Origin of the sequence: Mucilaginibacter sp. OK268, assembly GCF_900103125.1 — a bacterium.
Lineage (GTDB): Bacteria > Bacteroidota > Bacteroidia > Sphingobacteriales > Sphingobacteriaceae > Mucilaginibacter.
The window spans coordinates 864,233-890,592 of the sequence record NZ_FNJV01000003.1 but is presented as its reverse complement, the minus strand read 5'-3'; the positions used below and the strand labels follow the sequence as shown (position 1 = coordinate 890,592).

At 43.0% G+C, this 26,360-nt stretch carries 28 protein-coding genes; 14 read left to right on the top strand and 14 right to left on the bottom strand.

All coding sequences use genetic code 11. The features are described from left to right. Positions 1-107: 107 nt before the first annotated feature. The 4 genes from BLR84_RS14110 to BLR84_RS14095 form a co-directional block, all read right to left on the bottom strand. Positions 108-314: a hypothetical protein gene (locus BLR84_RS14110; RefSeq protein WP_090468923.1), complete on the bottom strand. Its 207-nt coding sequence runs from the start codon at positions 312-314 to the stop codon at positions 108-110. Positions 315-492: 178 nt separating this feature from the next. Next, complete coding sequence (locus BLR84_RS14105; protein WP_090468920.1) at positions 493-699, bottom strand: hypothetical protein; 207 nt, start codon at positions 697-699, stop codon at positions 493-495. A 183-nt stretch (positions 700-882) separates the two neighbouring features. Then, the gene (gene ppsA, locus BLR84_RS14100) at positions 883-3,522 is read right to left on the bottom strand and encodes a phosphoenolpyruvate synthase (protein WP_090468918.1); all 2,640 of its coding nucleotides are present in this window, start codon (positions 3,520-3,522) and stop codon (positions 883-885) included. 321 nt (positions 3,523-3,843) lie between these two features. Further along, on the bottom strand, positions 3,844-4,059 hold the full coding sequence (locus BLR84_RS14095) for a hypothetical protein (protein ID WP_090468917.1): 216 nt from the start codon (positions 4,057-4,059) through the stop codon (positions 3,844-3,846). Positions 4,060-4,408: 349 nt separating this feature from the next. Between BLR84_RS14095 and BLR84_RS14090 the strand changes: the two genes are divergently transcribed. Both BLR84_RS14090 and BLR84_RS14085 read left to right on the top strand, forming a co-directional pair. Beyond that, complete coding sequence (locus BLR84_RS14090; protein ID WP_090468915.1) at positions 4,409-4,978, top strand: RNA polymerase sigma factor; 570 nt, start codon at positions 4,409-4,411, stop codon at positions 4,976-4,978. A 17-nt stretch (positions 4,979-4,995) separates the two neighbouring features. Continuing rightward, positions 4,996-6,102: a S1 family peptidase gene (locus BLR84_RS14085; RefSeq protein WP_090468914.1), complete on the top strand. Its 1,107-nt coding sequence runs from the start codon at positions 4,996-4,998 to the stop codon at positions 6,100-6,102. Between the two features lie 419 nt (positions 6,103-6,521). Here the strand turns inward: BLR84_RS14085 and BLR84_RS14080 are convergent, their stop codons facing one another. Next, positions 6,522-7,718 (bottom strand): NADH-quinone oxidoreductase subunit D, encoded by a 1,197-nt coding sequence (locus BLR84_RS14080; RefSeq protein WP_090469345.1) that lies wholly within the window; start codon positions 7,716-7,718, stop codon positions 6,522-6,524. A 217-nt stretch (positions 7,719-7,935) separates the two neighbouring features. After that, positions 7,936-8,784 (bottom strand): cupin-like domain-containing protein, encoded by an 849-nt coding sequence (locus BLR84_RS14075; RefSeq protein ID WP_090468912.1) that lies wholly within the window; start codon positions 8,782-8,784, stop codon positions 7,936-7,938. A 239-nt stretch (positions 8,785-9,023) separates the two neighbouring features. Between BLR84_RS14075 and BLR84_RS14070 the strand changes: the two genes are divergently transcribed. After that, positions 9,024-9,905, top strand: coding sequence for a glycosyl transferase (locus tag BLR84_RS14070; RefSeq protein ID WP_090469342.1), 882 nt, complete (start codon positions 9,024-9,026; stop codon positions 9,903-9,905). Between the two features lies 1 nt (position 9,906). Continuing rightward, positions 9,907-10,362 carry a hypothetical protein gene (locus BLR84_RS14065; RefSeq protein ID WP_090468911.1) on the top strand — a complete coding sequence of 152 codons (456 nt, stop codon included), beginning with the start codon at positions 9,907-9,909 and terminating at the stop codon, positions 10,360-10,362. A 541-nt stretch (positions 10,363-10,903) separates the two neighbouring features. Here BLR84_RS14065 and BLR84_RS14060 read toward each other — a convergent pair. Further along, positions 10,904-12,118: a BaiN/RdsA family NAD(P)/FAD-dependent oxidoreductase gene (locus BLR84_RS14060; protein WP_090468908.1), complete on the bottom strand. Its 1,215-nt coding sequence runs from the start codon at positions 12,116-12,118 to the stop codon at positions 10,904-10,906. On the opposite strand from BLR84_RS14060, the gene BLR84_RS14055 reads away from it, so the two are divergent. The 3 genes from BLR84_RS14055 (at position 12,117) to BLR84_RS14045 (ending at position 13,630) form a co-directional block, all read left to right on the top strand. After that, positions 12,117-12,731: an NADH-quinone oxidoreductase subunit A gene (locus tag BLR84_RS14055; protein WP_090468906.1), complete on the top strand. Its 615-nt coding sequence runs from the start codon at positions 12,117-12,119 to the stop codon at positions 12,729-12,731. The genes BLR84_RS14060 and BLR84_RS14055 overlap by 2 nt on opposite strands. Continuing rightward, complete coding sequence (locus BLR84_RS14050) at positions 12,721-13,203, top strand: NADH-quinone oxidoreductase subunit B (RefSeq protein ID WP_090468904.1); 483 nt, start codon at positions 12,721-12,723, stop codon at positions 13,201-13,203. Before BLR84_RS14055 ends, BLR84_RS14050 begins: the two co-directional genes overlap by 11 nt. Positions 13,204-13,432: 229 nt before the next feature. Continuing rightward, a complete protein-coding gene (locus BLR84_RS14045; RefSeq protein ID WP_090468903.1) occupies positions 13,433-13,630 on the top strand; it encodes a hypothetical protein in 198 nt (65 codons plus the stop codon). A 217-nt stretch (positions 13,631-13,847) separates the two neighbouring features. On the opposite strand, the gene BLR84_RS14040 is transcribed toward BLR84_RS14045, so the two are convergent. After that, complete coding sequence (locus tag BLR84_RS14040; protein ID WP_090468902.1) at positions 13,848-14,048, bottom strand: hypothetical protein; 201 nt, start codon at positions 14,046-14,048, stop codon at positions 13,848-13,850. 748 nt (positions 14,049-14,796) lie between these two features. After that, positions 14,797-15,414 (bottom strand): hypothetical protein, encoded by a 618-nt coding sequence (locus BLR84_RS14035; protein WP_176852063.1) that lies wholly within the window; start codon positions 15,412-15,414, stop codon positions 14,797-14,799. Positions 15,415-15,520: 106 nt separating this feature from the next. Here BLR84_RS14035 and BLR84_RS14030 point away from each other — a divergent pair, with 106 nt between their 5' ends. Continuing rightward, entirely contained in the window at positions 15,521-16,024 is a 504-nt protein-coding gene (locus BLR84_RS14030) for a hypothetical protein (protein ID WP_090468899.1), read from the top strand. Between the two features lie 73 nt (positions 16,025-16,097). Here BLR84_RS14030 and BLR84_RS14025 read toward each other — a convergent pair whose 3' ends face one another. Further along, positions 16,098-16,691 carry a fasciclin domain-containing protein gene (locus BLR84_RS14025; protein WP_176852062.1) on the bottom strand — a complete coding sequence of 198 codons (594 nt, stop codon included), beginning with the start codon at positions 16,689-16,691 and terminating at the stop codon, positions 16,098-16,100. 885 nt (positions 16,692-17,576) lie between these two features. Next, on the bottom strand, positions 17,577-19,031 hold the full coding sequence (locus tag BLR84_RS14020; protein WP_090468896.1) for an NADP-dependent isocitrate dehydrogenase: 1,455 nt from the start codon (positions 19,029-19,031) through the stop codon (positions 17,577-17,579). A 183-nt stretch (positions 19,032-19,214) separates the two neighbouring features. Here BLR84_RS14020 and BLR84_RS14015 point away from each other — a divergent pair, with 183 nt between their 5' ends. The 3 genes from BLR84_RS14015 to purE all read left to right on the top strand — a co-directional run bounded on the left by BLR84_RS14015 (position 19,215) and on the right by purE (position 21,512). Then, positions 19,215-19,595, top strand: a complete 381-nt coding sequence (locus tag BLR84_RS14015) for a hypothetical protein (protein WP_090468893.1) — start codon at positions 19,215-19,217, stop codon at positions 19,593-19,595. A gap of 66 nt (positions 19,596-19,661) precedes the next feature. Next, positions 19,662-20,801, top strand: coding sequence for a 5-(carboxyamino)imidazole ribonucleotide synthase (locus BLR84_RS14010; protein ID WP_090468892.1), 1,140 nt, complete (start codon positions 19,662-19,664; stop codon positions 20,799-20,801). Positions 20,802-21,020: 219 nt separating this feature from the next. Then, complete coding sequence (gene purE / locus BLR84_RS14005) at positions 21,021-21,512, top strand: 5-(carboxyamino)imidazole ribonucleotide mutase (protein WP_090468890.1); 492 nt, start codon at positions 21,021-21,023, stop codon at positions 21,510-21,512. 169 nt (positions 21,513-21,681) lie between these two features. Here the strand turns inward: purE and BLR84_RS14000 are convergent, their stop codons facing one another. Then, positions 21,682-22,245 (bottom strand): YqgE/AlgH family protein, encoded by a 564-nt coding sequence (locus tag BLR84_RS14000; protein ID WP_090468888.1) that lies wholly within the window; start codon positions 22,243-22,245, stop codon positions 21,682-21,684. A 162-nt stretch (positions 22,246-22,407) separates the two neighbouring features. Here BLR84_RS14000 and pdxH point away from each other — a divergent pair, with 162 nt between their 5' ends. Together pdxH and BLR84_RS13990 are read left to right on the top strand one after the other, a co-directional pair. Then, the gene (gene pdxH / locus BLR84_RS13995; RefSeq protein WP_090468887.1) at positions 22,408-23,055 is read left to right on the top strand and encodes a pyridoxamine 5'-phosphate oxidase; all 648 of its coding nucleotides are present in this window, start codon (positions 22,408-22,410) and stop codon (positions 23,053-23,055) included. Further along, entirely contained in the window at positions 23,052-23,549 is a 498-nt protein-coding gene (locus BLR84_RS13990; RefSeq protein WP_090468885.1) for an NADH-quinone oxidoreductase subunit C, read from the top strand. Before pdxH ends, BLR84_RS13990 begins: the two co-directional genes overlap by 4 nt. A gap of 112 nt (positions 23,550-23,661) precedes the next feature. Here BLR84_RS13990 and BLR84_RS13985 read toward each other — a convergent pair whose 3' ends face one another. Continuing rightward, positions 23,662-24,351 (bottom strand): hypothetical protein, encoded by a 690-nt coding sequence (locus tag BLR84_RS13985; RefSeq protein WP_090468883.1) that lies wholly within the window; start codon positions 24,349-24,351, stop codon positions 23,662-23,664. A gap of 147 nt (positions 24,352-24,498) precedes the next feature. On the opposite strand from BLR84_RS13985, the gene BLR84_RS13980 reads away from it, so the two are divergent. Next, positions 24,499-25,515 (top strand): threonine aldolase family protein, encoded by a 1,017-nt coding sequence (locus BLR84_RS13980; protein WP_090468881.1) that lies wholly within the window; start codon positions 24,499-24,501, stop codon positions 25,513-25,515. 116 nt (positions 25,516-25,631) lie between these two features. Here BLR84_RS13980 and BLR84_RS13975 read toward each other — a convergent pair whose 3' ends face one another. After that, the gene (locus BLR84_RS13975) at positions 25,632-26,147 is read right to left on the bottom strand and encodes a YceI family protein (protein WP_090468879.1); all 516 of its coding nucleotides are present in this window, start codon (positions 26,145-26,147) and stop codon (positions 25,632-25,634) included. Positions 26,148-26,360 lie beyond the last annotated feature (213 nt).

Sequence of the window (26,360 nt, the reverse complement as noted above, 5' to 3'; positions counted from 1 at the left end):
ACTTATCATATGAAGCGATATCCGCACAAATTGTTTTGAAGATGAAGGGCACAAAAAAAACGCCCCGGTAAACCAGGGCGTTTCTTTTGTTTCTAAAAAATGAAAAATTATTTCTTAGTAGTGTCTTTTTTAGTGGTGTCTTTTTTAGCAGTATCCGCTTTAGCTGAATCAACAGCAGTAGTTTTTGCAGAATCCATTTTAGCTGAGTCCATTTTAGCTGAGTCAGCAGAACCTGCTGAACCAGAACCTTTACAAGCAGCGAAAGAAACAGCGATAGCTAATGCTAAGAAACCTAATTTGAATGAATTTTTCATGTTTAATTTTTTAATAAGTGATTTAATAGTTTTCTTGTTAATACGGTAAACAAAAAAAGGTAACCCATAATTTTGAAAAAAAATTACAGGTTACCCTTTATAAATTAACGAATAACTAAAAAATCAATAAAAAGGAATCGAAATTTGTATTTCTAACGCCTTTTATATTGCAGTGAAATTATTTCTTAGTTGTATCTTTTTTTGCAGTGTCAACTTTAGCTGAATCAGTTTTAGCAGAATCAGTTTTAGCTGAATCAACAGCAGTAGTTTTAGCAGAATCAGTTTTAGCAGAATCGGTAGCAGAAGCTGAACCAGAACCTTTACAAGCTGCGAAAGAAACAGCGATAGCTAATGCTAAGAAACCTAATTTGAAAGAATTTTTCATTTTGTGAGTTTTAAAATTTAAATATTTTGTGATCGTTTTCGGGTGTTAATACTCGTAAACATAAAAGGTAACCCACGTTTTTTAAAAAAAATAAAATTAATTTTTCATGTTGGTAAATAGCCGCTGCTTTTTCCTTGCTAAGGCTTTTCATCCAGAAATACGGCAATTCCTCCAATATCTACATTATAGCATTTCAATATATCCGTCCGTTCCATTCACCCGGATCCGCTGCCTGTCTTTGATGAGTTTTGTGGCATTATCCACTCCAACAACGGCTGGTAAGCCATATTCACGTGCTATAACTGCTCCATGGGTCATCAATCCACCAACTTCGGTAACCAGCCCTTTGATGGATACAAACAATGGTGTCCAACTGGGATCAGTGAAAGAGGTCACTAATATATCCCCATCTTCCAGGTCAGCATCTTCCATATTTAAGATCACCCGTGCCCGTCCCTCTATTACTCCGGATGACACAGCCAGGCCAGCAATAGCCCCGGTCGGGAGATCATCGTGTTTATATTTACCAGTAATGATTTCGCCGTCAGAGGTCATAATACGTGGCGGGTTTAGTTTTTCATATAATTTATACTCGTCTTTTCGTTTATCGATAAGATGATAATCCAGCTGATGCGTTTCTACCACTTCTCTGAGTTCTTCAAAGCTGAGATAGTAAATATCTTCTTTTGCATGAATAACGTTGGCTTGTATCAGTTGTTCGGCTTCTTTCCATAAAGCCTGCTTATAAACGAAGTAACGGCTAACAATTCCGTATTTTGGATATTCACGATAACCGGCGAAATTCCGGATCAGGTCGATCATTCGTTTTGTTTCTTTGACTTTTTGTTCGCCATCCGGTAATGGCGCCAACCGATCTAATAATTCCTGCTCTTTTTTCAAAGCCTCCTGCCGCCCTTGCTCAAATCTCCGGTTGCCAGCCCCAGGTTCAAAGTTTTTAATGTTATTGAGAATAGTTGGGACAAGTGTAATTGGTTTTTCGCTCCAGCGGGTTTTCGTAATATCGATTTCCCCGGCACATCGCATTCCGTATTTGTTGAGATAAGTATCAATAGTGTCCCGAATTTCCTGCCCACCATTAAATTGAACCAGTCCATCCAAAAAGTTATCATCTTCTGCCTGTTGCAAATATTCAATTACTGCCGGGTACGGACGAATCACATCGGCAACATGCAATAATTCCAGGCCCATTTCCGAAGTAATATTGTTTGGCACAGATTGAGAAAGTGTATCTCCTGCATTTTTCTCACCTAACCATTCGTTCATTTTTTCATTGATCCATGATAAAGCATTCATTCCAGTCATAATCACCTCAAAACTTTGTGAGTTAGCTGAGGCTTTTTTGAGTTGCTGGATATCTTCCAGGATAAAATCAAACACATCCGATCCTGATTTCGACCGGATGTTTTGTTTTAACGATTCTATCCATGTTTGACTATTCTTGATCAGTTCAGAGACGATTGCCGGATCGTAGTCGTTTAGTGCCTGATAATCTCTATTCAGCACATTTTTAGCAGGCCCTGGTTCTTCTTTATCATCCGGCAATGGTTTTAAAAAATCTCCCCGCTCAATGATGCTCGTCAATGCGTCTTTGATGAGCGGATCGGACTTCCCAAGAACATTTAACAACGTGTGTCTGCCGGCAGCTGAAGCCAGCATCTGTGTAATATCAACAAACAACCTCCCACCGGCTGTGCGCATGTGCGCAGCAGTCGTTAACAGGAAAAAAGATAATCCCAATGGTTTCATGGCGTCAGTCATCATTTGTTGATGACCGACAGATACATACACGTGATTTTCCTGATCATCTACTTCAGGAACCGGATATAAAGTAGTGATCGGTCTGCTTTGTACAATATAAATCAGATAGTTATCGGATGTATCGCCGGCCAAACACCATTCGATGTCCTGGGGGCTACCGAAATGTGCTTCGATCTTTCGGCCTATGCGCTCCAATTGTAAGATCTGTTCATCCGTCAGCGCTTGCTTGTTCTGTTGTCCTGGCTCAATCTCCTGTTCTTTGGTACCACCATCTTTTAAGGCATAGATAGCCAGTTTTTTGGTGGGTATTTTTTTATCGATGATCTGCCCATTACGCACCTGATACAGATCGGCATTCACCAGGCCCGATACCATGGCTTCGCCAAGGCCGAAGCTGGCATCAATGGATAATACTTTCCGGTTACCGGTAACCGGGTCGGCAGTAAATAAAATTCCGGCCGCCTCGGGGAAAACCATTTGCTGAACAACTACCGAAAGGTGAACCTTACGATGATCAAAACCGTTTTGAATGCGATAAGTTATTGCCCTATTGGTAAACAACGATGCCCAGCACTTACTGACATGTTTTAAGATAGCCTCTTTCCCGATAATGTTCAAATAGGTATCCTGCTGACCTGCAAAAGAAGCCGTGGGTAAATCTTCGGCAGTTGCGCTTGACCGTACCGCGTAGGCATTTTTTTCATCAAGCCCGGAGAGGAAGCGGGTAATCTCTTCATTAATGTCCTGAGGAATGGTTATTCCTTCGATGGTTCTGCGAATCTTACCACTTAGTTCACTGATCTTACCCCGGTCTTCTACCTTTAGAAGTGATAGCCGGTCGAGTAACTCGTTAATAGACGGTGTTTCATTAATTACTCTTTTAAAAGCCTCGGTAGAGATACAAAAGCCATCCGGTACGTGGATACCTTCGATCCTGGAAAGCTCGCCCAGGTTTGCGCCTTTACCCCCAACAACGTTGAGCTTTGTTTTGTCGACATCCTGAAAATTAAATACAAATGAACCCTTAATGATAGTTTTCGCCATGTTTTTTTATTTGGTTTACAATTGCTTTTAGTACGCCCGGAGAGGTGAATGTTTCAATAAAAAACAGCACCGAATATTCAAAAGTATTTGATAATCAACTGTTAAAAAAGCATTTTGTACTATATTTTTTTTCACGCAATAATTGCCGCGAACATTGCGTTAACCTTACAACAAGTGACAAATAAAAAGACCCACTAAATGGCAAAAGCCGCTCCCCAGAGCGGCTTTTTTAGGCTCTACATAACCCAGTACAAACAACAAGTCCTGGTTTATTTCCGGTTGTTTTTATACGCTTCGGTTTGATCCCTGCTAGTTCGCAGATTATGTTTTAGTTGAATCCGGGAGAGTAGCTTTTGCAGAATCAGCAACTGTTGCTTTTGTCGAATCGGTAATGGCTTTTTTAGCAGAATCAACAGCAACTGTTTTGCCTGAATCAACCGGGGTTGAGTTAGCTGGAGCTTTTGAAGCAGGATCACAAGCAGTGAAAGAAATAGCGATTGCAAATGCGGCCAGGCCGCATTTGATTGAATTTTTCATTTTGGGTAAGTTTTAAATTTTAATTGTTTTTTTTGATGTTAATACAATGAAAACAAAAAGGTAACCTGTCCGGATTTTGGGGCAAAATAGCCTGCATATGCCTGGGTTGGCAGCTGTTTGACGAAATGTTTTTGAGGCCGGGTTTTTTTATTGCAGATTTGCCATCTTGTAAAAAAATGGGTTAAAATAGGCTTGGGTTACCTTGTTTCAATTATTGTATTAAAACGGATGAAACATTCGGGCGCATAATTGTTACAACACTAAATATCCGGGTTAATGCTAATAATTTATTTTAGATAAATTATTTTTTATAATGATGGGTTACAATTTCGTATAAATAGTATTAAGAGTGAATAAAGAGTTAAAAGCTTCGGCACCAACAGATAGCGAGATAGTTCTTGGTATACTTAACAACTCGGAAATAGTGTTAAAAAAGTTATACACTACCTATTTTCCGATGATACTACAGTTAATTGTCAATAACAACGGGGATGAGGATGATGCCAAAGATATTTACCAGGAAGCGATCATCGTTCTTTATAATAAGATCAAATCGGGCAAATTCGAACTAAGCAGTAAGCTTAAAACTTATATTTATTCGGTTTGCCGCAGGCTTTGGCTCAAAAGGCTTAGCCACATGAACAGGTACGGAGGCGATATTCGTGATTTTGAAGAGTACCTGCCTGTTGATGAAGAGGTTGATGACCATAATGAAAGGGATATACAGTTCAGTAAAATGGAAAGTGCCCTGCAATTGCTGGGCGAACCCTGCAAAACCATTATGGAAGATTTTTATATACATAACAGATCAATGCAGGATATCTGCGAACGTTTTGGCTATACTAATGCTGATAATGCCAAAACACAAAAATATAAATGCCTGCAAAGGCTGAAAAAGTTATTTTTTCAGCAGAAATAAGGAAGGAAAGCAAAGAGATGAGTGATCACCAACTTACGGAATTAATTGAAAGGTACCTTGACGGCAGCATGACCGCCGAAGAGCGTACCCAGTTTGAATTGCTCCGCAAAAACGATGCGACTGTAGAAAGCCGGGTTGCCGAGCACATGCAGTTTATTGGTTTACTAAAACAATACGGCGAACGCCTGGAGCTTGAAAAACGCTTGAACGCTATTCATGACGAGATTGATGTACATGCTTTGAAAGAAGAAGTAACCATCCATCCAACCTGGGTAGTGCGCATGTGGCGTAACCACCATTCTAAAATATCGGTAGCAGCATCCATAGCTATTTTCGCTATTCTGGGTACCCTGTTCTTTACCGGTAAACTGAATAACCACGAATCGAACTTTGAGCAGTTAAGCCAGGAGATTGGCAAGATCAAACAATCGCAGGCAACATTGAACACCCGTACTAATAGCATCATAAATGATATAAAAGGAAGCAAGAGAATAACCAACCCAGGTAATTTCAGGGGTACCGGTTTCGCGCTTTCATCAAACGGATATATCGTTACCAATTACCATGTTATTAAAGACGCGGATTCTGTATATGTTCAAAATGCTGCCGGTGAATCATTCCACAGTAAGGTGATCTATACCGAGCCAGGCAATGACATTGCTGTATTACAGATCAATGATGAAGCTTTTGAAGGTTTGGCCGCGGTGCCTTATAACTTTAAACGTTCATCTACAGATCTTGGCGAAAACGTATTTACTATTGGCTATCCGGACAGTAAGGTTGTTATTGGACTGGGTGGACTAACATCGACAACAGGTTACCAGGGCGACACTACCGAATATCAGGTTTCTATCCCGGTTAACCCAGGTAACAGCGGTGGTCCCTTATTGGATGATAAAGGAAATGTGATCGGTATCATCAACGCCAAACAAACCCAGGTAGCAGGAGCAGCGTTCGCGGTAAAATCGGCTTATCTGTTAAAAGCTATCCAAAATATACCATCTGATTCATTAAGCAAATCATTAACCTTAAATACCAAAAATACGCTGGCCGGTTTAAGCCGTCCTCAGCAAATAAAGAAACTTAGAAACTATGTTTTCATGGTTAAAGTTTACAATCAATAATTAGCCCAATCCAATAAAAGTTAATATATTAAAATGAAAAGGAGGTGCCGTAAGGTGCCTCTTTTTTTGTTTGAGGGGATATCACCAACGTCATTGCGAGGTACGAAGCAATCCCCTTTATACAGGGCGAATAATGCAAGTCGTAGAGCGCTCAATTGCCGCTAAGGCTGTTACTTTTGTCTTGATACAAAAGTAACCAAAAGATCAAGTCACCAGAAATGCTTCTTTGCCGCACAAGGCTTTTGCCCTGCAAATCCGACAGAACCACGGGCTGCTAAACCTCGCCCCACTGCATTCGCTCAGTTCCAATGCTTCGCAAGATTTGCTAATGCCCCTGCCGTCGCACAAGCCAGCATGTTCTGTCTGATTTCACCCGAAGCTGTTCTGCTGACAAAGAAAAAAATAGAAAAAATAGGGGGTTACCTATCCACCTCGCCCAATACAAAATCGATAGAACCTACAATGGCTATCAGATCGGCGATGAGTACGCCTTTGGATATTTCGGGCAGTACGGAAAGATTATTAAAACTTGGTCCGCGCGATTTTACACGGGTAGGGATCTCGGATTTGCCGTCGGCCATAAAGTAAAAGCCCAGCTCGCCTTTGGCACCCTCGCAGCGCACATAGTAATCCTGCGCTTTTGGAATGGTTTTACGCGGCATTTTAGCACGGGGATCGAAATCGGGTGTGCGTTTCAGTTCGTTTTGCAGGCGGTCGAGGCATTGGTCCACTATTCGTAATGATTGCTCGATCTCATCCACACGCACCTTGTAGCGGTCCCAGCAGTCGCCTACGGTACCCATCAGGCCGGTACCCACCGGGATTTCAAAATCAAGCTCGGGATAAGCCGAGTAGTTATCAATGCGCCGTAGGTCCCATTTCAAACCAGATGCCCGCAGCATAGGGCCCGAGCAGCCGTAGTTAATAGCCACATCCAGGGGCAGCACACCCACATTGGCCGTGCGCGATATAAACACCTGGTTATCGGTAAGCAGCTGGTTAAGCTCTACCATTTTAGGTTTAAAATATTCTACAAACTCGCGGCAGCGTTCCTCAAAACCCACCGGCAGATCATAAAACAAACCACCAACCCATATATAATTGTACAGCATGCGCGAGCCCGAAACCCATTCCAGCATGCCCATAATATGTTCGCGGTCCCTAAAGCACCATAAAAAGGGTGTAAAAGCACCTATGTCGATACCATAAGTGCCAATGGCTATCAAGTGCGAGGCAATGCGGTTAAGCTCGCAAACCAGTACCCGGATATATTCCACCCGTTTGGGAATATCTTTATCAATACCCATCATCCGTTCTACACCCATCACAAAAGCGTGACTGTTGTTCATGGATGCCAGGTAGTCCATCCTGTCGGTAAAGGGAATGGTTTGCTGGTAGGTTAATGATTCGGCGTGTTTCTCGAAACAGCGGTGCAGGTAACCGATATGCGGGATCACCTCCTTTACAATTTCGCCATCGGTGATCAGCTCCAAACGCAAAACACCGTGGGTAGAAGGATGTTGCGGGCCCATATTAAGCACCATATCTTCCACGCTGGCATCAGCTATTTTTTTATGGTAGTTATTTAAAGCTTCTTCGTATTTGGGATTTGTGATAACCAATGTTGTATGCTGTTTTGTAGGTTTCAAAAATCAACATTTTTTTGGTTTTATCGGGATAAAAATCTATAAAAATTGTAGTCTTTAGGGTAGACATGGCCGAAGCAGGTAATTAGAAATCCACGTCATTTCTTAGGACCTCACCCAACCCTCTCCAAAGGAGAGGGCTTTTAAAGCTTTTTTGAAGTCTCCCCTTTGGGGAGATTTAGAGGGGTTACCTCCCCCTCAAAGCCTCACTAAGCTTTGATGTTTGCGTAGCCACTGCGGCATAGGCATACATGGCAACGGCTTTCAGTTTGTTGTCGCGTTTTTTAAAGATCCACACATCTTTCATAAATTCCTTGTGGTTTTTGCTGTTGAGGGTATCAAAAGCAACAGAAATGGTAGGTGTAAGCGAATAAGCCGTATGCCAGGTACCAAAAGGGATAAACAAGGTTTCGCCGGGGCCGACTACAAAATTAATGGGGGTGGCATCTTTAAATAGTGGATATTTCTCGTAATCTGGTTCAAAAACATTGAGTTCCGAGCGCCAGGGATCATCGGGGCGGGGGTAAAGCAGATGTTCCTGCCCACGCGGAAAAACGGTGAAACGCTTTTCGCCATACAGCTGCGTTATCCAGGCATTCAGGTGGTAATAATCAATGTGCATGTAAGGGAACTTGCCACCCGGGCCGCCCACAAACATTTCGGTAGCGCCGCCCCATTTGCCAATGCTGAACATTTTATTTTTGAGCCAGTTGGGTGATGCATAGTTCAGATCGAGCGGATCAAGCAGGGGTAATATTTCAGGTAAGGTAGCTGGGATATCAAATATGATAGGATAGGGCGCGGGTTTATCCTCGGTAGCAGCCTCCACCATGTCCATCACCTGCTGCATGGTATAAGTGATGCCCCGGCAATCGGTTTTGCGGTCGGGGTAATTGGCCCGGAACCAATCCGGACTAAACAGTCCGTTAGCCTTCCACACTTTGGCAGCATTAGTAAAAACCAGCGGAATGCCCGGCTTATAATGCTCTTCCATAAACTCGTCGTAGGTAATGTTGTCTCGTCTGATGATATCCATGTTTAAACTGATTGCAGGGTGACGGGTTTAGTACAAGTTTAAGCTCTTAGCTAATAATTAATTGATTCCTTTAAAATTGGGAGGTAGATGGGCTTTAACTGTGTTACGCAGAATAGCGTTTGAAGGTTGTAAAATAACATGAAGATTGGATGAACAAAATGCACAAGCTAATTTGGGACTGCAATAAATATCCATCTACTTTTACCAAAATTATCCCCTGTTTAAATACCTTTGGCTTAATGAAAGTATCCGGATTTACCTTTATCAGAAACGCGGTTAAAAACGACTATCCCATTGTTGAAGCGATTACCTCTATTTTGCCGCTGTGCGATGAATTCATTGTGATGTCCGGAAACTCTGATGATGGTACCCGTGAATTGATCGAAGCCATAGGTTCGCCCAAGATTAGGATCATTGATTCGGTTTGGGACGATTCTTTAAAGGATGGCGGACGCGTTTTTGCTGTAGAGACCGATAAAGCTTTTGATGCCATATCCCCAGATACCGACTGGGCTTTCTACATTCAGGGCGACGAAGCTGTGCACGAAAAATATCACCCCCTCATCAAAAAAGAAATGGAGGAGGCGCTGAACAAACCCAACATCGAGGGGCTGCTGTTCAAATACCTGCACTTTTATGGCTCGTATGATTATTATGGCGATTCCCGTCGCTGGTACCGCCGCGAGATCCGTTTGGTGAAAAATATCAAGGGTATCAGGGCCTACCGCGATGCGCAGGGTTTCAGGCTTAACGACCGTAAGATCAAGGTAAAACTTATTGATGCTTATATCTACCACTACGGCTGGGCAAAACCACCTCAGGGATTGAATAATAAGATCCGCAACTTCAACAAGTTTTATCACGACGATGCCTGGATGGAGCAAAACCTGCCCGAAACTTTTGAGTTTGACTATGGCAATGCCGATAAACTGGTGCGTTTTAACGGTACACACCCTACACCCATGCAAAAACGCATAGCCGCCACCAATTGGAAGATCGATTTCAGCACCAAGGCCCTCCGCAAAAACATGACCTTCCGTCGTAAATTTCTGCAAAGGGTGGAACAGTTGACCGGCTGGCGCATAGGAGAGTACAGGAATTATGAAATAGTAGAACGGTAAAATGGCTCAATTCTTTGATATCAACAACCGGGCAGAACTGCGACGGTTATTATTGTCGCTTAAACCCGATACCACACCAATCTGGGGTAAAATGACACCTCAGCAAATGGTAGAACACCTGGTTGACCAGGTAGAATGGACAAACGGCAAAAAAATACCTTTTTGTGAGCAGCCGGCCGACAAGGCCTATCAAATGAAACAGCTAATGGTATACTCCGACAAGGAGATCGGGCGAAATGTGGTTTTTCAATCACCGCCTGAGCATTACCAATACCCCGATATACCAACCGCAGTTAACCAATTAATGTTGGAGCTGGAAGCCTTTGATCGTTATTTTGAACAACCCGGCATCACTGCCATCCACGGAGGCTTCGGCCCCATGAACCACCACGAATGGCTCATATGGCACGGCAAACACTTTACCCATCACTTAAAACAATTTGGGCTGATTGCGTAATTAAAAGATTTTCTGATTACCTCCCCGAAGTCATGCCGAACTTGTTTCGGCACCCCATAAGCAAGGTATACAGCATGATGGTCAATCTGTCCTGTGGGATCCTGAAACGAGTTCAGGATGACTTGTCTTTTTTGACTTGAAAAAAAGCCCAGGACCGTGCGATTCCTTCCCTCGGAAAGGGGAGGAAGGGGTTTCTATACCATGTAAGCTTGCATCACGCATAAAGCCCTCCCTGCCTTTATGCACAACCATCCGCACCCCTCCCGTGGGGAGGGAACTAAAAAGAAAAATCCCCTCTTTCCGCCGCAGGCGAAGGGTGACCGAGCGCAGCGATGGTCGGGTGAGTCGACTTTGCATTGAGCTAAATACAAATAATAAGTGGGGCTGTCACCCTGAGCTTGTCGAAGGGCGTGCGCAGAGGCCTGCCCACCATGCTTCGACGGGGCTCAGCATGACACCCTTTTTATAGCGTTTCAGGTCATACAGAGCAAAGAAGCCTTGAACAGGGAGACGCAAATATGCGTCTCTACATGGTATCGACTCAAATATTTTGCGCAATCACAAAACCACTAGCCCATGCCCATTGAAAATTGTAGCCACCCAGCCAGCCGGTAACATCCACACATTCGCCACCAAAAAACAGGCCCGGAACTTTTTTGGCTTCCAGCGTTTTGGACGATAGCTCATCAGTGGATACGCCGCCGCGCATTACTTCGGCTTTGTCGTAGCCTTTATCACCGGCAGGTTTTACTTTAAACTCATGTATCAGCTCGCTGATATTTTCGATATCTGTTTTGGTAAGCGAGGCCAGGTTTTTCTCTACCGGTAGTTTATCGCTCAGCGCTTCGGCAAATTTGCGGGTGTATAAGCTGGCTAAGTATGCCAGCAGCATCTTTTTACCGTTGACTTCTTTTTCTTGCAATAGCAGGTCGGCTATGTTTTGGTTGGGGAGCAGGTCGATGTTGATGTATTCGCCGGGTTTCCAGTAGGAGGAGATTTGTAGGATGGCCGGACCGCTCAATCCCCAATGGGTAAACAGGATGTTTTCTTCAAAACTGATCCTGTCGTTCCAAACGCGGCAAAAAATACTGTTGCCGCTCAGTTGCTCGTACCAGGGCTGATCTTTACCTGTAATGGTAAGGGGTACCAGGGCAGGGGCGGTATCCACAATTTTAAGGTCGAACTGGCGCGCGGTACGCAGACCAAAATCCGTAGCGCCCATTTTAGGGATAGGCAATCCACCGGCGGCAATTACCACACTGGGGGCGCTGATGTATTCCTGCCGGCCGTTAACTTCGGCCCGTACGGTAAAACCATCGTCGGTTTTTTCCACCATTTTCACTTCGGCATCGCACCAGATCTCCTGGTCCATATCGGCACACAGGTCAATAAAAACTTGTACCACATCTTTAGCCTTATCGCTCAGCGGGAAAAGTTGACCCAGCGTTTTCTCCTTACCTTCAATGCCGTAAGTTTCAAAAAAGATGATGGTATCTTCCACCGTCCATTGTGAAAAGGCCGATTTACAGAAGTGCGGGTTTTGCGATATAAACTGCTGATCGGTAGCATACATGTTGGTGTAATTGCACCTGCCGCCCCCGCTGATGAGGATCTTGGCACCCACGCGGTCGGCCTTTTCCAGTATCAGCGTACGCTTGCCCAAAAAGCCGGCTTGTACGGCGCACATGAGTCCGCAGGCGCCGCCGCCAATAATTATTGCATCAAAATGGGTTTGTTTTGTTAAATTTGTAGTCATGACCGATGTTTCGCAAATATCAGAATTTGGCAAGATACTCATCTTCCTGATCACCGGAATAATAATGGTATGTGTAATATTTTTTATTAACCGCCTGCTTGCTCCCAGAAATCCAAATTACGAGAAATTAACTTCGTACGAATGCGGCGAAGAACCCACCGGCAATGCCTGGCTGCCCTTCAATTCGCGGTTTTATGTAATAGCGCTGATATTCTTACTGTTCGATGTAGAAATGGTGTTCATTTTTCCATGGGCAACCGTATTTGGCAGCCATGAAATTATAGCGCAGGATGCCCGCTGGGGATGGTTCTCGCTGACTGAAATGTTTATTTTTTTAGGCATCCTGATATTGGGCCTGGTATACGTTTGGCGCAAAGGCGACCTGGAATGGATAAAAGCCAAACCCGTGGTGCCTGTTACCGATGTAACCATTCCCGCTTCGTTGTACGAACAATTAAATATGGAGCAGGGAAAATTTGTTGTGAAACCCTTTAGCATGGGTAATGAGCCGGTAATTGCCGAAGCGACCGTTGCAGAAGCACCTGCCGAAGCCGCACCTATCCAGAAACCCATGTTTAAACCCACCTTTAAAAAGCCAACCAATGAGCAGTGATATAACGAGTGAAAGCGGCGGTGTTGTAGTAACCAAACTAGACGATCTGCTCAACTGGGCGCGCCTATCGTCCCTGTGGCCCCTAAGCTTTGGGATAGCCTGCTGCGCTATTGAAATGATGGGTTCTATGGCTTCTACGTATGACCTGGACCGTTTCGGCGTTTTCCCGCGCCCATCAGCCCGCCAGGCCGATGTGATCATTATTGCCGGCACGGTTACCTTTAAAATGGCCGAACGTATCAAACGCCTGTACGAGCAAATGCCCGAGCCAAAATACGTGATCTCGATGGGCTCTTGCTCCAATTGCGGCGGTCCGTACTGGCAACACGGTTACCACGTGGTAAAAGGAGTGGATAGGGTGATCCCTGTCGACGTATACGTACAAGGCTGCCCGCCCCGTCCCGAAGCCCTCATTGGCTCCATCCTTGAACTGCAAAAGAAAATTGAGCAGGAACATTGGGTGAAGGCGTAAAGAGAATGATTATTGGGTAGATTATATTTCTAAAAAAAAAGTTGTCATTTCGATAAAGCCAGGCAGGGCCCGAGCGTTGTGCGAAAGAGAAATCTTTTGCGTAATACAAAATCTCGACTTCTAACTGCAAAAGATTTCTCCTCGTGCCTCGTTCGAAATGACAAATTTGTTATTTCTTCGGAATAATCGTAGCTTAATTAGGATAGACAGAAATTGATATATTTGATTTATGGATCAAGAAAAAATAAATAGATTTTATAAGGCAATAGATGATATAGAATCCTTACATAAGGCTGAAATTTCAGGTAGCCTAAGAAATTATTTTCAACATAGGATAGGAGAAACGGATTCTATAATTTGGATTACGAATCCTGGAACTGATATTAGGAATCAAGTTATAGATGCGGCTCATAAATTCTTATCTTAAAAAAAAGCCCATGCAGTCGCTCGGCTCCAGCCGAGCGACCGTTATTACCCGGCCTCCGGCCGCTGTAAAGCGAAAAAGAGGTGTCATGCTGAGCTCCGTCGAAGCATGGTGGGTAAGGCCTCTGCGCTCAACCCTTCGACGAAGCTCAGGGTGACACCCTTGCTTTTTGAGAATTTGGCCCCTAAGGACGAAAGAAAAATAATCCGGGCAGTTTAGCTTAACCTCTGCAACCGCACCAGCATGGGTTTTCAGAGCATCTGCATATCTCGCCGCCGGCGCAGGTAATGCTGGTGTTGCAGCTACCCTGGTTAATACTGCAGGTAGGACCGCTGGCACCACCAGTTACACTTTTCAATTGGGCCCTTGTAAGCAATTCGGTAGTACCAAGCGCTAATGCTTTCAATTTTAAATTTTTCATGGTTTTTGTTTTATATTGATGGTTAAAAATACAGGTATGTAGAAGCTTACTTACCCGGTATTAAAGGTAAAAAGGCAGGCTTTATTTTTGTAAGATTTGGGCGATGTGTTTTTCTACAAAGGTTAAGAACTAAAAGAATAGGCAATCGACTTGCTCTTGGGTTAGGTTCCTTTATCAAAAAGCGGAGGCAGTGCGATTCCTTCCTTGGGGAAGGGAAGGAAGGGGTTTAACAGATATGCTAACCATAGAAACCCCTCCCTGATACCGTGCAAACCAACCACAGCCCTCCCGTGGGGAGGGAATTGAAGGACATCTTTGCTGAATTTTAAAGCCTGGGCGTGAATGCCAGGTCATCCTGAACTTGTTTCAGGATCCCTCTGGATAGGCTAACCATCATGTCACACACTTTGCTTATGGGATGCCGAAACAAGTTCGGCATGACGTTAGGTCTTCTCTATAAATTTTCGTACATTTATATCAACAGCCCGGATGCCTTTTAGTAGTCATCCGGGCTGTTTTATTAAGCGGAAAACGAGAGCAAAATAGGCTGCTTTATATGTAGTATATTGATAACCAGATATTTAATGCTTTTTAAAGCAAAAAAACGTATTAATATTTGTTGAAAAGTGTTAAAATCGATGGTTTGGGGTGAATTTTCGGGTGTTTTTAGACTGTTTTTGATCGATTTCGGAGTCGAAATGGTTAAAATTTAAACTTTAAAAAGTTTTTGGGGTGCAATATTTAATAATTAGAACAGTACTTTCTTCTCGTCGACTATCTCTTTTAAAATAGCCTGTAGCACCACGGCGTTCCAGTCTTTGGCAAAACTCCGGCTTTTGTATTGCCGCTTGTTGTTGCGGTTGTAGATCATGAAATAGTTATAGTAACTGCTGATACCTACCTCGCCCCATTGCAAAATGTTGAGCGCATCCCAGCCAATACCGTTAGGGTGAAAGTAGATACCGCAAAGCTCAAAGGTTTGGTTGATCTTATACAGATCGTAATAGTAATTGTATTGATTTACAAAGTAATAGCGCCACAGTTGATGAATGATCTCAGACCAGAGCTGGTTATATAGATTTTTACGGAGGCCGTAATAACTACCGAGTTTAACGCTGATCACCTTTTGCTGATCGGTTTGAATTTCGATAAAATACTGCCTGCCAATGGTAAAAGCATAGCCTCTTAACCAACTAATACCATACCGGAAACCGGTAATAGTTTCGGCAGGTATAAAATCAGGCGACTTTAAACCCTTGGGTTTTTCGATGATCAGGCTTTCTGTTTTAAACGTTAATATTTTACTCGTTTTTTTAGTCAGCAAAGCCGGAACCTCAATAAGGCAGGTGTCATTATTCATTGCCATAAAAATAAGCATCTGTTACAAAAATTTACTTAAAAGCAAAAAATAAATTAATAATGTCCATACCACAATCTTATAAAAAGCATAAATTAGCTATTCAAATTTCCTGATGCAAAAAGATAAAGCTACTATACCTCGTATAAACAATGTCGTGCTCAATATCCTCGGTATCGGCTTAATAACCGGTACGCTTGACGGTTTGGCCGCCCTGATCTGGAATTATAAAATAAAACCGGCCATTATCTTTAAGTTTATAGCCAGTGCGGCGTTTGGCAAAGCAGCTTTTAAAGGCGGTGCCGAAATGGTTGTGGCTGGCGTAGTGTTTCACTATCTGATAGCTATTTTGTTTACCAGCGCGTTTTACCTGTTATACCCTTTCTTTAAAAAAGGACTTAAAAATGCATACCTGATAGCGGTGTTGTACGGCTTTACCGCCTGGATAGTCATGAACCTGGGGGTTATACCCATCACTCAAAAAGCGTTTCCTGTAGTTAAACTATCTGTTATTATAACCGGTATAGCTGTCTTGATCGTTTGCCTGGGATTACCTGTAGCGTTAATTGCCGACCGCCATCTGAAACAGGGGAAATTTAAGATCCTATCAAAAAAATAGCCTGTATAAAAAAGAGCCCGGTATTTGCATACCTGGGCCCTTTTGGATTTAGAATTAAACAAACGAAATCGTTCTATTTGGGGATTATCACACTATCAAGGCCATGTATAACACCATTGCTGGCCATACTATCAAATGATACCACAACTGCGGTATTTCCTTTGGCATCGGTGAGTTGGAGGTTACTCTTGTCGTTAACTGATAGCGTTACAGCATCACCGTCGATGGTTTTTAAAACAGCCTTGCCTTTACCGGCATTCAGCGCTTTAATAATATCAGTTTTGGTGTATTTACCAGCTATCACGTGATATTTTAAAACCTTGGCCAGTTTGGCATGATCTTTCATCAAGTCGTCCATAGCGGGTTTGGGAACCTTGCTAAAGGCTACATCATTTGGTGCAAAAACAGTAAATGGTCCGGCGCCTTTTAGGGTAGCTTCCAGATCAGCGTTCTTGATGGCCAACGCCATTGGTGCAAAATTTGTAGAGCTTGAAAGTACGCCAACCACATCGCCTGAGGCAGCTGAAGGAGCGGCGGTTGAGGCAGGGGCGGCTTTATTGCTTGTATCGCGTTTAGTAGTGTCTTGTTGTTGTGTTTGGGCAATTGCATTGGTTGATAAAAATCCGATAGTTAGTGATGCAATGGCAATTAAAACTGACTTTTTCATGTTCATCTTTCTTTTGATTTTGTTAGTAATTAGCATGTAAATGAGTAGCAGTTTTTCTTATAAATTCTCGTTTAAATTAATAGTTCATTTTAATTCGTGTAGGTTTATAACTTATAATTACAATAAATGGTTTTTAATTAATTAAAATAGATAGCTAAACGGCTAAAAAAGAGGGAAGTAAAAATTGTACGAATTACACGAATGGGTGCGAATTATAGGAATTTATCAAAGCCCATGGGATGAGTTAGGGCCCATCATATAACAGAAAGGATAAAAATATTCAAAGATGGCTGTCACCCTGAGCTCCGTCGAAGGGTAGAGCGCAGAGGCCTGCCCACCATGCTTCGATGGTGCATGTCAGCCGATCAAAAAGTCAAAGCCTTGTGCGATTCCTTCCCAGGGGAAGGGGAGGAAGGGGTTTATGGAATAGGTTAATCATCGCGCGTAGAAACCCCGCCCGTGGGTAAATAGCCCATGGTTAAGCATAACGAATAAATAATATCCAAAAAGAGGGGCTGTCACCCTGAGCTCCGTCGAAGGGTAGAGCGCAGAGGTCTGCCCACCATGCTTCGACGGGTTCAGCATGACACCCTTTTTGAACAAATGTCTAACCATGGGCTATTACCCTCCCACGGGGAGGGAATTAAAAGTGACGCTTTTTTATCCCAAAAATATGGTTTACACTGTAAACCGTTTTTTATGACAAAATAAAAAGTAATTAATTGATTATCAATTAATTAAATAAGTGTAAACCATAAAAAGTGTAAACCATGTAAACCCACTTTTAATAAAATATTCAATGGTAGAACTATCTCAACTCACATTATAGCATAAAAAAGCCCGTGATAAATCACAGGCTCATTTTATATTGATGTATGCAAATGCTTATTGGCCCTGTGCCAATGTATAGCCAATTTTACCATCAAAATTCATCAGGAACTCAACAGAGCAAACTTTAGCCAGTTCAGAAAAATCAGCGGCAATGTGCAGCAGTTCTTTCTGGGTGATATTTTTGCCGGCTTTCTTTTCAAAGCGTACACGGTACTCGTTAACCAATTCGGTATAAATAGAGCCTGTTGGCCATACCTGCGTACCACGATTGGAGATCATCACCAGTTCAAAATTATCGGTTAATACTTTTTTTGCCATTTCGGCCAGCTCATTGGGTTGTACCCTGGCTTCTACAAAAACGTCAACACCAATCATTTCTTCCGGGATGTTTTTAGTAACGGTCAGTTTGTTTTTTATGGGTTGCAGATGGCTCACCCTGGTTTCAAAATCGGGGTTTGAAAAAACACCGCCGTTGGCCGGCACTTTACCTAAGTTGTCAATAATGGCATCCACAAAGCTATTGGTGTTTGATGATGGTACAGATTTGTTGCCAAAATCGCCGGTGTGTACACCTTGCTCTAAAGTATATAATAAGGCGTTTTCGATATCTGCCGCATTTTTGGAGAAGCCCAGGAAACGCAACATTGAAATACCTGAAAGCAATAAAGCGGTAGGGTTAGCAATGCCTTTTCCTGCAATATCAGGAGCGGTACCGTGTACTGCCTCAAATATGGATATGTTATCGCCAATGTTGGCCGATGGAGCAAAACCCAATCCGCCAACCAGACCGGCGCAAAGGTCTGATACAATATCGCCCTGCAAGTTGGTTAAAACAATGGCTTCGAACGTTTCCGGACGGGTTACCAGTTTCATACACAGGTCGTCAACAATAATATCTGATGCTTCAATCTCGGGATATTCTTTAGCTATTTCCTGGAAAGTTTCCAGGAAAAGGCCATCAGTCAATTTCATGATATTGGCTTTATGACCGCAGGCTAATTTTTTTAAGCCTTTGCGTTTAGCCATTTCAAAAGCATAACGGATAACCTGTGCCGAACCCGGACGGGTAATGATCCTGCGACCTACAGCAACGTCGTAAGTAAGCAGGTGCTCAATGCCGCCATAAGTATCCTCGATGTTTTCGCGGATAATGGTGAGGTTAATAGGGATACCAGCCTTGGAAAAAACGGTATCCACGCCGTTCAAAGTCCTGAAATCGCGCTGATTGGCGTAGGTGTTCCAAACTTTACGGGCAGTTACGTTGATGCTTTTTACGCCTTTGCCTTTAGGGGTTTCCATAGGGCCTTTAAACAATATGCCCAGGGTTTCAATGGTTTCCTTTGCTTCAGCCGTCATACCGGTGGAGTGCCCCGCGTCGAAATACGACTTGCCCATCTCCACAAATTCATACTCAAGCTGTACATCGTTGGCCTCAAAAACTTTAAGTACGGCCTGCATTATCTCGGGACCTATTCCATCACCGTTGGCTACTGCTATTTTGGTTTTCATTGAAAATTGTATTTATGTAAAAAACGGTGCAAAGGTAGCTGTTTTTAGGGTATTAAAGGGAGATGCGCCATGGTGCAATCCAATTTGTGACAATAGGATTAAGGCTTTTCAAGCTCATATACGTTTCTTTGCGGCAATGATACCGGTTCACAGTCGGGCTTATTTATTATATTTGATATCAAGATGAAAACAATTCCTAAACAACTTTTCAGGGTCTTCTTATTCGCAGTTATCCTGTCTATAGCAGCCGTCTGCGTTTATTACAATATAACGCAAAAGAGCGACGATTATACCAAGACATTACCAAAGATCATGGAGAATGTCACCTTTTTAAATATCATTATTTTTGTGATGACCCTGCCTGCTATGTTCCTGGTTAACCCGCAATATTGGAATAATCGCGTTGTGCGTTTTCTGCTGTATTTTGGCGGATCGGTGGTGTTTATCATTACTGCCCTGAGCATGAAAATAAGTCCTCCTGTTAGAGTGGTTTACCTGATGACAGGTGGTATATTCCTGGTTGTACACGCCATTTTTTATTATTTGCTGGTTAAAAAGCGATAGTTGACTATAGATGTTGTCGCATTTTATGGCTTTTTGAAAGATTTCAGGTAAACTTGCATCTTCAACATGAAAGCATTCTACGGAGATTTAAAATTAGGTATCCTGGGCGGCGGCCAGCTAGGTCGCATGCTGATACAACAGGCCATAAATTATAATGTTACCATAAAAATTCTTGATCCCGACCGGGAAGCGCCCTGCCGTAAACTTTGCGATGAGTTTACCATAGGCTCCCTGAGCGACTATGAGACTGTTTACAATTTTGGTAAAAATGTAGACATGATCACCATCGAGATAGAAAAGGTGAATGTTGACGCTCTTGAACAATTAGAAAAAGAAGGGGTGATGGTTTATCCGCAGTCGCGCATTATCCGGCTGATACAGGATAAGGGCCTGCAAAAGCAATTTTTTAAGGAAAACGGCATTCCTACCGCCGATTTTCAGATCATATCATCGCCGCAGCAATTACAACAAAGCTTTATACCATTCCCATATATCCAAAAGCTGCGCAAGGATGGTTACGACGGCAAAGGCGTTTATAAAGTAGCCGACGAAAGCTTTTTACCCCGCGCATTCAAAGAGCCCAGCCTGATTGAAAAATGGATCGATTTTGAAAAGGAGATAGCCGTAATTGTAGCCCGGAATGAGAATGGCGAGGTAAGTACATTTCCCTTGGTGGAGATGGAGTTTAACCCCCAGGCTAACCTGGTTGAGTTTTTGATATCACCATCAACCTTGCCGTTTGAGATACTGGAACGGGCCGAGCAAATTGCCAAAAAAATAGCCGAAAGCCTTAAAATAGTAGGCATACTGGCGGTTGAAATGTTTTTAGACAAACACGGCAAAATACTGGTTAATGAATTGGCGCCACGTCCCCATAATAGTGGGCACCAAACTATTGAGGGTAATGTAGTTTCGCAATTTGAACAGCATTTAAGGGCTATATTTAATCAACCCCTGGGGGATACTGCCTGCCTTAACAATGCCATTATGGTGAATATTTTAGGGGAGGTGGGTTATGAAGGTCCGGCTATATACCAGGGTATCGAAAAAATATTGAAAATTCCGGGTGTATATGTTCATTTATATGGAAAAGCTTTAACAAAACCATTCCGGAAAATGGGGCATGTAACCATTGTTGATTCTGACCGGAAAAAAGCTATTGAAAAAGCAAGATTTGTGCAGCAGACGCTGAAGGTGATTAGTTAGGGGGGACCTGTCACCCTGAGCCTGTCGAAGGCGCGCGCGTAGAGGCCTACCCACCATGCTTCGACAAGCTCAGCATGACATCCTTTGAAGAAATATAAATAATCCACTCGTCATTGCGAGGCACGAAGCAATCCCCGATTTACAGAGCTGTTCTACATAGTTTAGAGATTGCTTCGTTCCTCGCAATGACGGTTTAAATAAAGAAATATAAACAATAAAATGAGCCAGCCAAAAGTAGCCATCATTATGGGCAGCAAATCCGATCTGAATGTGATGCAGGATGCCGCCGATGTTTTAAAAGAATTAGGTGTGGACTATGAGATCACCGTAGTCTCGGCACATCGCACGCCCGACAGGATGTTCAGCTATGCTCGCGCAGCTGCCGATCGTGGTATTAAGGTGATCATTGCCGGTGCTGGTGGTGCCGCGCATTTGCCGGGTATGGTAGCCTCATTAACGTATCTACCAGTGATAGGAGTACCGGTAAAATCAAGCAATTCTATTGATGGCTGGGATTCTATATTGTCCATATTACAAATGCCCAATGGTATCCCTGTGGCTACTGTAGCGCTTAATGCAGCAAAAAATGCTGGCATCCTGGCCGCGCAAATACTATCGACTGCCGACGAATACCTGGTTAAAAACCTCATCGACTTTAAAGAAGATCTCAAGAAGAAAGTAGAAGACTCTGCAAAAGAAATGGAAGGGTAACAGGCAGTTTGCGGTTACCAGTGTGCGGTTGGCAAATATAAAGAGCGATGAGAGTAATCATCGCTCTTTATAGTATCTTAATATGGCTTAGCTACTGCAAACTGCCCACAGGTAACTGCAAACTCAATATGACTTAGTGTACTGCAAACTGCTCACAGGCAACTGTAAACTAATTCAAAGCCGGGTTCTCCGGGAAATTAGCAATGTGGGCATAGCGTTGGCCCAGGCCTATAACCACTTCTTTCCAGAGGTTTTGCTCATCATTGGAAAATAGCGTTTCGGATTTAAATTTTTCTGCCACTATCCAGCTATCCTGTAGTATTTCTTCGTCAAGTTGTTGCGGCGTCCATCCGGAGTATCCGGCAAAAAATTTGATCTCGTTTTCGGTTAGTTGATAATTCGATATCAGTTCTTTGGCCTGTTCAAAATCGCCGCCCCAAAATACGCCTTCGGCTATTTCAATGCCGCCTTCTATCTTTTCAGGGCAGCAATGCATAAAATGCAGGGTGTTTTTAGCTACCGGTCCGCCGTCATAAACCGGCATTTCGGAGTAAGAAACGTCGGGTAATACGTCGCCCAGCATATATTCACTATGATGGTTTAAAATAAACCCCATAGCGCCATCGGCAGAGTATTCTGTCAGTAAGATAACCGATCTTTTAAAATTCGGATCCATCATAAAGGGTTCCGAAATGAGCAGACGCCCCGCGGCAGCCGGAATTGGACTTAGCATAAGGTTCAGTTTTTAAATAATACAACAAGCATAACAAAAATATGTTCTAGTATCAAGTACTTAGTATCAAGTATCAAGATTTTGAGCGCCTTATAAAACAAAATGCAGCTGTCCTGATACTTGATACTAACTACTTGATACTAATTTGTAAGTTTGCATTCAATGAATCAGCAGGAAATACAAAATTTAAGGCAGGATTACTCTGCCGCTACATTGTCCGAAAATGATACCAAGGGCGACCCGATAAATCAGTTCGAACAATGGTTTAACGAAGCTTTAGCCGCAAAATTGCATGAGCCCAATGCCATGACGCTGGCTACAGCCACCACAAACGGAAAACCATCGGCGCGTATCGTGTTGTTAAAAGGCTTTAATCAGCATGGTTTCATATTCTATACCAATTACTTAAGTCGTAAGGGTAAAGAGATCACCAAGAACCCGCAGGGTGCAATTACTTTTTTCTGGGGCGAGCTGGAACGCCAGGTACGTATTGAGGGTACGATAGAAAAATTGAGTAAGGAAGACTCTGAAAGATATTTCCACACAAGGCCAAAAGGCAGCCAGATTGGGGCCGTAGTTTCACCGCAAAGCCAGGAGATAGAAGGTCGTGACGAATTAGAAAAAAAATGGAACGAACTGGAAGCTGAATACGAAGGCAAGGAAGTACCCAAACCATCATTTTGGGGAGGTTATATCCTGAACCCGCAATTGGTTGAGTTTTGGCAGGGCCGTTCGAGCCGTTTGCATGACCGTATCCTGTATAAAAAGGTTGATAAAAAAAGCTGGAAAAAAGTACGTTTAGCACCATGATGTTTAACGATATCAAACAATTGCTTATTCAAAAATTTGGCGAAACTGTAATCACAGGCGAAGAAACAGGCGGGCTGCAACCCGCCCTGTTGATTAATCCTGATGATATTACAGCGGTATGCCTGGAGTTGCGTAATAATGCCCAAACTTATTTCGATTTTTTGTCGAGCCTAAGCGGGGTGCATTACAATGATGAGGATAATCGGTATGGTGTGGTTTATCACCTGGCATCCATACCCTATAAAACTCAACTTACGTTAAAAATAAGCAAGCCTCATAATCGGGAAAGTACCGAACTGCCTGAATTTAAAAGCATAACCAGCGTTTACCGCACTGCCGACTGGCATGAGCGCGAGGCCTATGACCTGCTGGGCATATTTTTTGAAGGTCATCCGGATCTGCGCCGGATACTATTACCCGACGATTGGGAAGGCTTTCCGCTCCGGAAAGATTATAAAAATGCGGAGTATTATAAAGGAATAAAGATCGATTAGATAAGGGTATCATGCTGAACTCGTTTCAGCATCTCATTAGCAGGTTAAATCATACATATATGCAACCTTGGATATGGGATGCCGAAATGAATTCGGCATGACTTCTCTTGATTTACTGCTTTTTATGAGCCGCCACCTGCGCGTTATAATAAGCTACCAGCTTATCAATATTCTTTAGCCCAAACTGGTGTGCATGTATTTTCTCGACCACATCGGGTTCATCGCCCATAATATCGGTCATAATGTCTTCAAAATTCTCGTCAGTAAGCTGTTTCATTTCGGCGGTGTTGGCGCCGTAATAATAAACCGTTTTGCCGCCTTTACGACCACGGCCGCCACCAAGGGATATACCTATGCCGCCACCTACACCACCGCCATATCCACCGGTGCCATAACCCAAACCAACACCCGGCGAAATGCCAAAGCCGCTTCCGCCGCCGCTGCCTTTGCCACCCTCGGCTACATAAAGTTTGGTGGGTTCATCCAATACTACTTTTACAAAATCGGTCTCTTCTTTGCCCCAGGCGCCGTTTTGCGGGGCATGGGCTACTACAAAGCTGTCTTTAGCTACAATGAACGACCGCAGGTCGCTGGCGCTTAATTTGTATGGGTTGTTTTTTTCAGTTTCTTTAAATTCAATAAAGCCTTCATCTTTTATAGGCCCTTTGCCTGGAGGGTTGAGCCTGATAAAACCGGTTTCACGGTTACCTTTTACATCGGTAAAAGTGCCGGACTGCCATTTTTGAGCCTGGGCCGATGTAAAGCTCAATATGATTAATGAAAGAAATATGGTAGTACGCATAGTGAGTTTAAAAACAGAGAACGTAAATTTAAAACATTTTAATATGACAGATACATATTTGTTACAAGCATAAAATACATGGATGATTGTAAAATTGAATGCATATCATTTAGATTTGAGCTTCTAAAATAGGAATTAAAAATTACCATGCAATTAACTGTTGATTTACGCAGCGATACGGTTACCAAACCGACACCAGGCATGCTCGAAGCCATGTGGAGCGCCAAAGTAGGAGATGATGTTTTTGGCGAGGATGAAACCATTAAAGAACTGGAACAAAAAGCCGCAGCCATTTTTGGGATGGAGGCGGGTTTGTTTTGCCCATCAGGTACGATGACCAACCAAATAGCTATTAAATGCTTTACACAGCCCTTAGATGAGCTAATAGCCGACCAAACCGCGCATGTTTACCGGTACGAGGGTGGGGGGATTGCCTTTAACTCGGGAGTATCCACCCGTTTATTAACCGGCTACCGGGGCATTATCACCGCCGAAATGATAGAGCCCGAGATCAATGCCGAAAATATTCATTACCCGCATACCAGTTTGGTGGTGTTGGAAAATACAGTAAATAAGGGCGGTGGCAGTTGTTATACACTGGCCGATATTGCCCCTATTGCCGAACTGTGCCGCGCTAAAGGATTAAAACTTCACCTGGATGGCGCGCGTATATTTAACGCTTTAACCCATACTGGCGACAAGACTGTTGACTATGGTAAATATTTTAATGGGATATCCGTTTGTTTATCAAAAGGACTGGGTGCGCCCGTTGGCTCGGTTTTACTGGCTGATGCCGAAACGATTAAATACGCCCGTCGTATCCGCAAGGTTTTGGGTGGCGGATGGCGCCAAGCAGGCTTTTTAGCAGCTGCGGGTATCTATGCGCTTGATCATCATGTAGAGCGGCTTAAAATTGACCATGCCCATGCTGCTATTTTAGGCGAAGAGCTGAGCAAACTGTCCTGGGTAAGTAATGTAATACCTGTTGAAACCAATATCGTGCTTTTTGATACGGTTGAACCTGCAACGGCGATATTGGCCAAATTAGCCATACATGGTATCAAAGCGAGCGATACCGACAGGCACCGCATCCGTTTTGTAACCCACCTGGATGTTCATCCGGAGCAAATAGAGCATGTTGTGAAAGTATTGAAGAGCTTCTAAATAAAGGATGCAAATATGAAGTCAGAAGCCCGAAGTTTTTAAGCTTCGGGCTTTCTTTTTGAGTTATTAAATAAAACACACTATTTCCCCCTCATAACTCAAAATTTATCAATAATTTATTTGGTTACCGGGATATTTAAAGAAATGTCCAGATAATCAGGCGAGCCATTTTTGGTGATGCCGAAATCCTTGGTAATTACTTTAAAATCGCCTTTGAAAATGCCTTCATTTCCTTTGTCATCAAAGGTGAAATGAATGGCAATAGGCTTGGTAACACCCTTTAAGGTGAGCTTGCCATTAGCATCGTAACCTGCGCTGGTTTTGCTTACCGTAGTTGATGTAAAGGTGATGGTGGGGTAATGATCAACATCGATAGCATCCTTAGAGTGGTTGGTTTTAATAAAAAAACCGGTGCTTAATGTAGTAGCATCAATAGTAGCCGAGATCTTTGAATCTTCAGGATGTGCCTTATCAAACTGAATGTTTGCTTTTAAACCTTGAAACTCCCCGTGGATTTTTCCGTTGGAAAATTTTATTTCATAGGGATCTTTTACTTTCCAGGTAGTTGCTACAATAAAGGCCGAAAAACTGATAAATAATATGATCAGCGCCGGATAGATAGTTTTTTTCATTTTAATATTTTTTTGGTTTGATATATAACCCCGGTTAAATGATGGTCGTTACAAAAAATACGATGGCTTTAAGTAATAGGTTGCCTGTGTTAAAAATTTCCGTTACCATGTAGTTTTTTCTGCTCGATTTTAAAAAATAAATTGAGAGCGAGGCAACCTATTTGTAAATGAGATAGTAATGTATATAAATATTGTTTACTAAAAATTATTACA

What these genes read in the sequence shown, in the direction of transcription:
- BLR84_RS14010 (WP_090468892.1), top strand. Translation starts at nt 19,662, where the DNA reads ATGAAAGCATTCTACGGAGATTTAAAATTAGGTATCCTGGGCGGCGGC.
- purE (WP_090468890.1), top strand. Translation starts at nt 21,021, where the DNA reads ATGAGCCAGCCAAAAGTAGCCATCATTATGGGCAGCAAATCCGATCTG.
- BLR84_RS14035 (WP_176852063.1), bottom strand. Translation starts at nt 15,414, where the DNA reads ATGGCAATGAATAATGACACCTGCCTTATTGAGGTTCCGGCTTTGCTG.
- BLR84_RS14000 (WP_090468888.1), bottom strand. Translation starts at nt 22,245, where the DNA reads ATGCTAAGTCCAATTCCGGCTGCCGCGGGGCGTCTGCTCATTTCGGAA.
- BLR84_RS14050 (WP_090468904.1), top strand. Translation starts at nt 12,721, where the DNA reads ATGAGCAGTGATATAACGAGTGAAAGCGGCGGTGTTGTAGTAACCAAA.
- BLR84_RS13985 (WP_090468883.1), bottom strand. Translation starts at nt 24,351, where the DNA reads ATGCGTACTACCATATTTCTTTCATTAATCATATTGAGCTTTACATCG.
- BLR84_RS14055 (WP_090468906.1), top strand. Translation starts at nt 12,117, where the DNA reads ATGACCGATGTTTCGCAAATATCAGAATTTGGCAAGATACTCATCTTC.
- BLR84_RS14030 (WP_090468899.1), top strand. Translation starts at nt 15,521, where the DNA reads ATGCAAAAAGATAAAGCTACTATACCTCGTATAAACAATGTCGTGCTC.
- BLR84_RS14105 (WP_090468920.1), bottom strand. Translation starts at nt 699, where the DNA reads ATGAAAAATTCTTTCAAATTAGGTTTCTTAGCATTAGCTATCGCTGTT.
- BLR84_RS14015 (WP_090468893.1), top strand. Translation starts at nt 19,215, where the DNA reads ATGAAAACAATTCCTAAACAACTTTTCAGGGTCTTCTTATTCGCAGTT.
- pdxH (WP_090468887.1), top strand. Translation starts at nt 22,408, where the DNA reads ATGAATCAGCAGGAAATACAAAATTTAAGGCAGGATTACTCTGCCGCT.
- BLR84_RS13980 (WP_090468881.1), top strand. Translation starts at nt 24,499, where the DNA reads ATGCAATTAACTGTTGATTTACGCAGCGATACGGTTACCAAACCGACA.
- BLR84_RS14040 (WP_090468902.1), bottom strand. Translation starts at nt 14,048, where the DNA reads ATGAAAAATTTAAAATTGAAAGCATTAGCGCTTGGTACTACCGAATTG.
- BLR84_RS14110 (WP_090468923.1), bottom strand. Translation starts at nt 314, where the DNA reads ATGAAAAATTCATTCAAATTAGGTTTCTTAGCATTAGCTATCGCTGTT.
- BLR84_RS14065 (WP_090468911.1), top strand. Translation starts at nt 9,907, where the DNA reads ATGGCTCAATTCTTTGATATCAACAACCGGGCAGAACTGCGACGGTTA.
- BLR84_RS14020 (WP_090468896.1), bottom strand. Translation starts at nt 19,031, where the DNA reads ATGAAAACCAAAATAGCAGTAGCCAACGGTGATGGAATAGGTCCCGAG.
- BLR84_RS14070 (WP_090469342.1), top strand. Translation starts at nt 9,024, where the DNA reads ATGAAAGTATCCGGATTTACCTTTATCAGAAACGCGGTTAAAAACGAC.
- BLR84_RS13990 (WP_090468885.1), top strand. Translation starts at nt 23,052, where the DNA reads ATGATGTTTAACGATATCAAACAATTGCTTATTCAAAAATTTGGCGAA.
- BLR84_RS13975 (WP_090468879.1), bottom strand. Translation starts at nt 26,147, where the DNA reads ATGAAAAAAACTATCTATCCGGCGCTGATCATATTATTTATCAGTTTT.
- BLR84_RS14045 (WP_090468903.1), top strand. Translation starts at nt 13,433, where the DNA reads ATGGATCAAGAAAAAATAAATAGATTTTATAAGGCAATAGATGATATA.
- BLR84_RS14075 (WP_090468912.1), bottom strand. Translation starts at nt 8,784, where the DNA reads ATGGATATCATCAGACGAGACAACATTACCTACGACGAGTTTATGGAA.
- ppsA (WP_090468918.1), bottom strand. Translation starts at nt 3,522, where the DNA reads ATGGCGAAAACTATCATTAAGGGTTCATTTGTATTTAATTTTCAGGAT.
- BLR84_RS14095 (WP_090468917.1), bottom strand. Translation starts at nt 4,059, where the DNA reads ATGAAAAATTCAATCAAATGCGGCCTGGCCGCATTTGCAATCGCTATT.
- BLR84_RS14025 (WP_176852062.1), bottom strand. Translation starts at nt 16,691, where the DNA reads ATGAAAAAGTCAGTTTTAATTGCCATTGCATCACTAACTATCGGATTT.
- BLR84_RS14085 (WP_090468914.1), top strand. Translation starts at nt 4,996, where the DNA reads ATGAGTGATCACCAACTTACGGAATTAATTGAAAGGTACCTTGACGGC.
- BLR84_RS14060 (WP_090468908.1), bottom strand. Translation starts at nt 12,118, where the DNA reads ATGACTACAAATTTAACAAAACAAACCCATTTTGATGCAATAATTATT.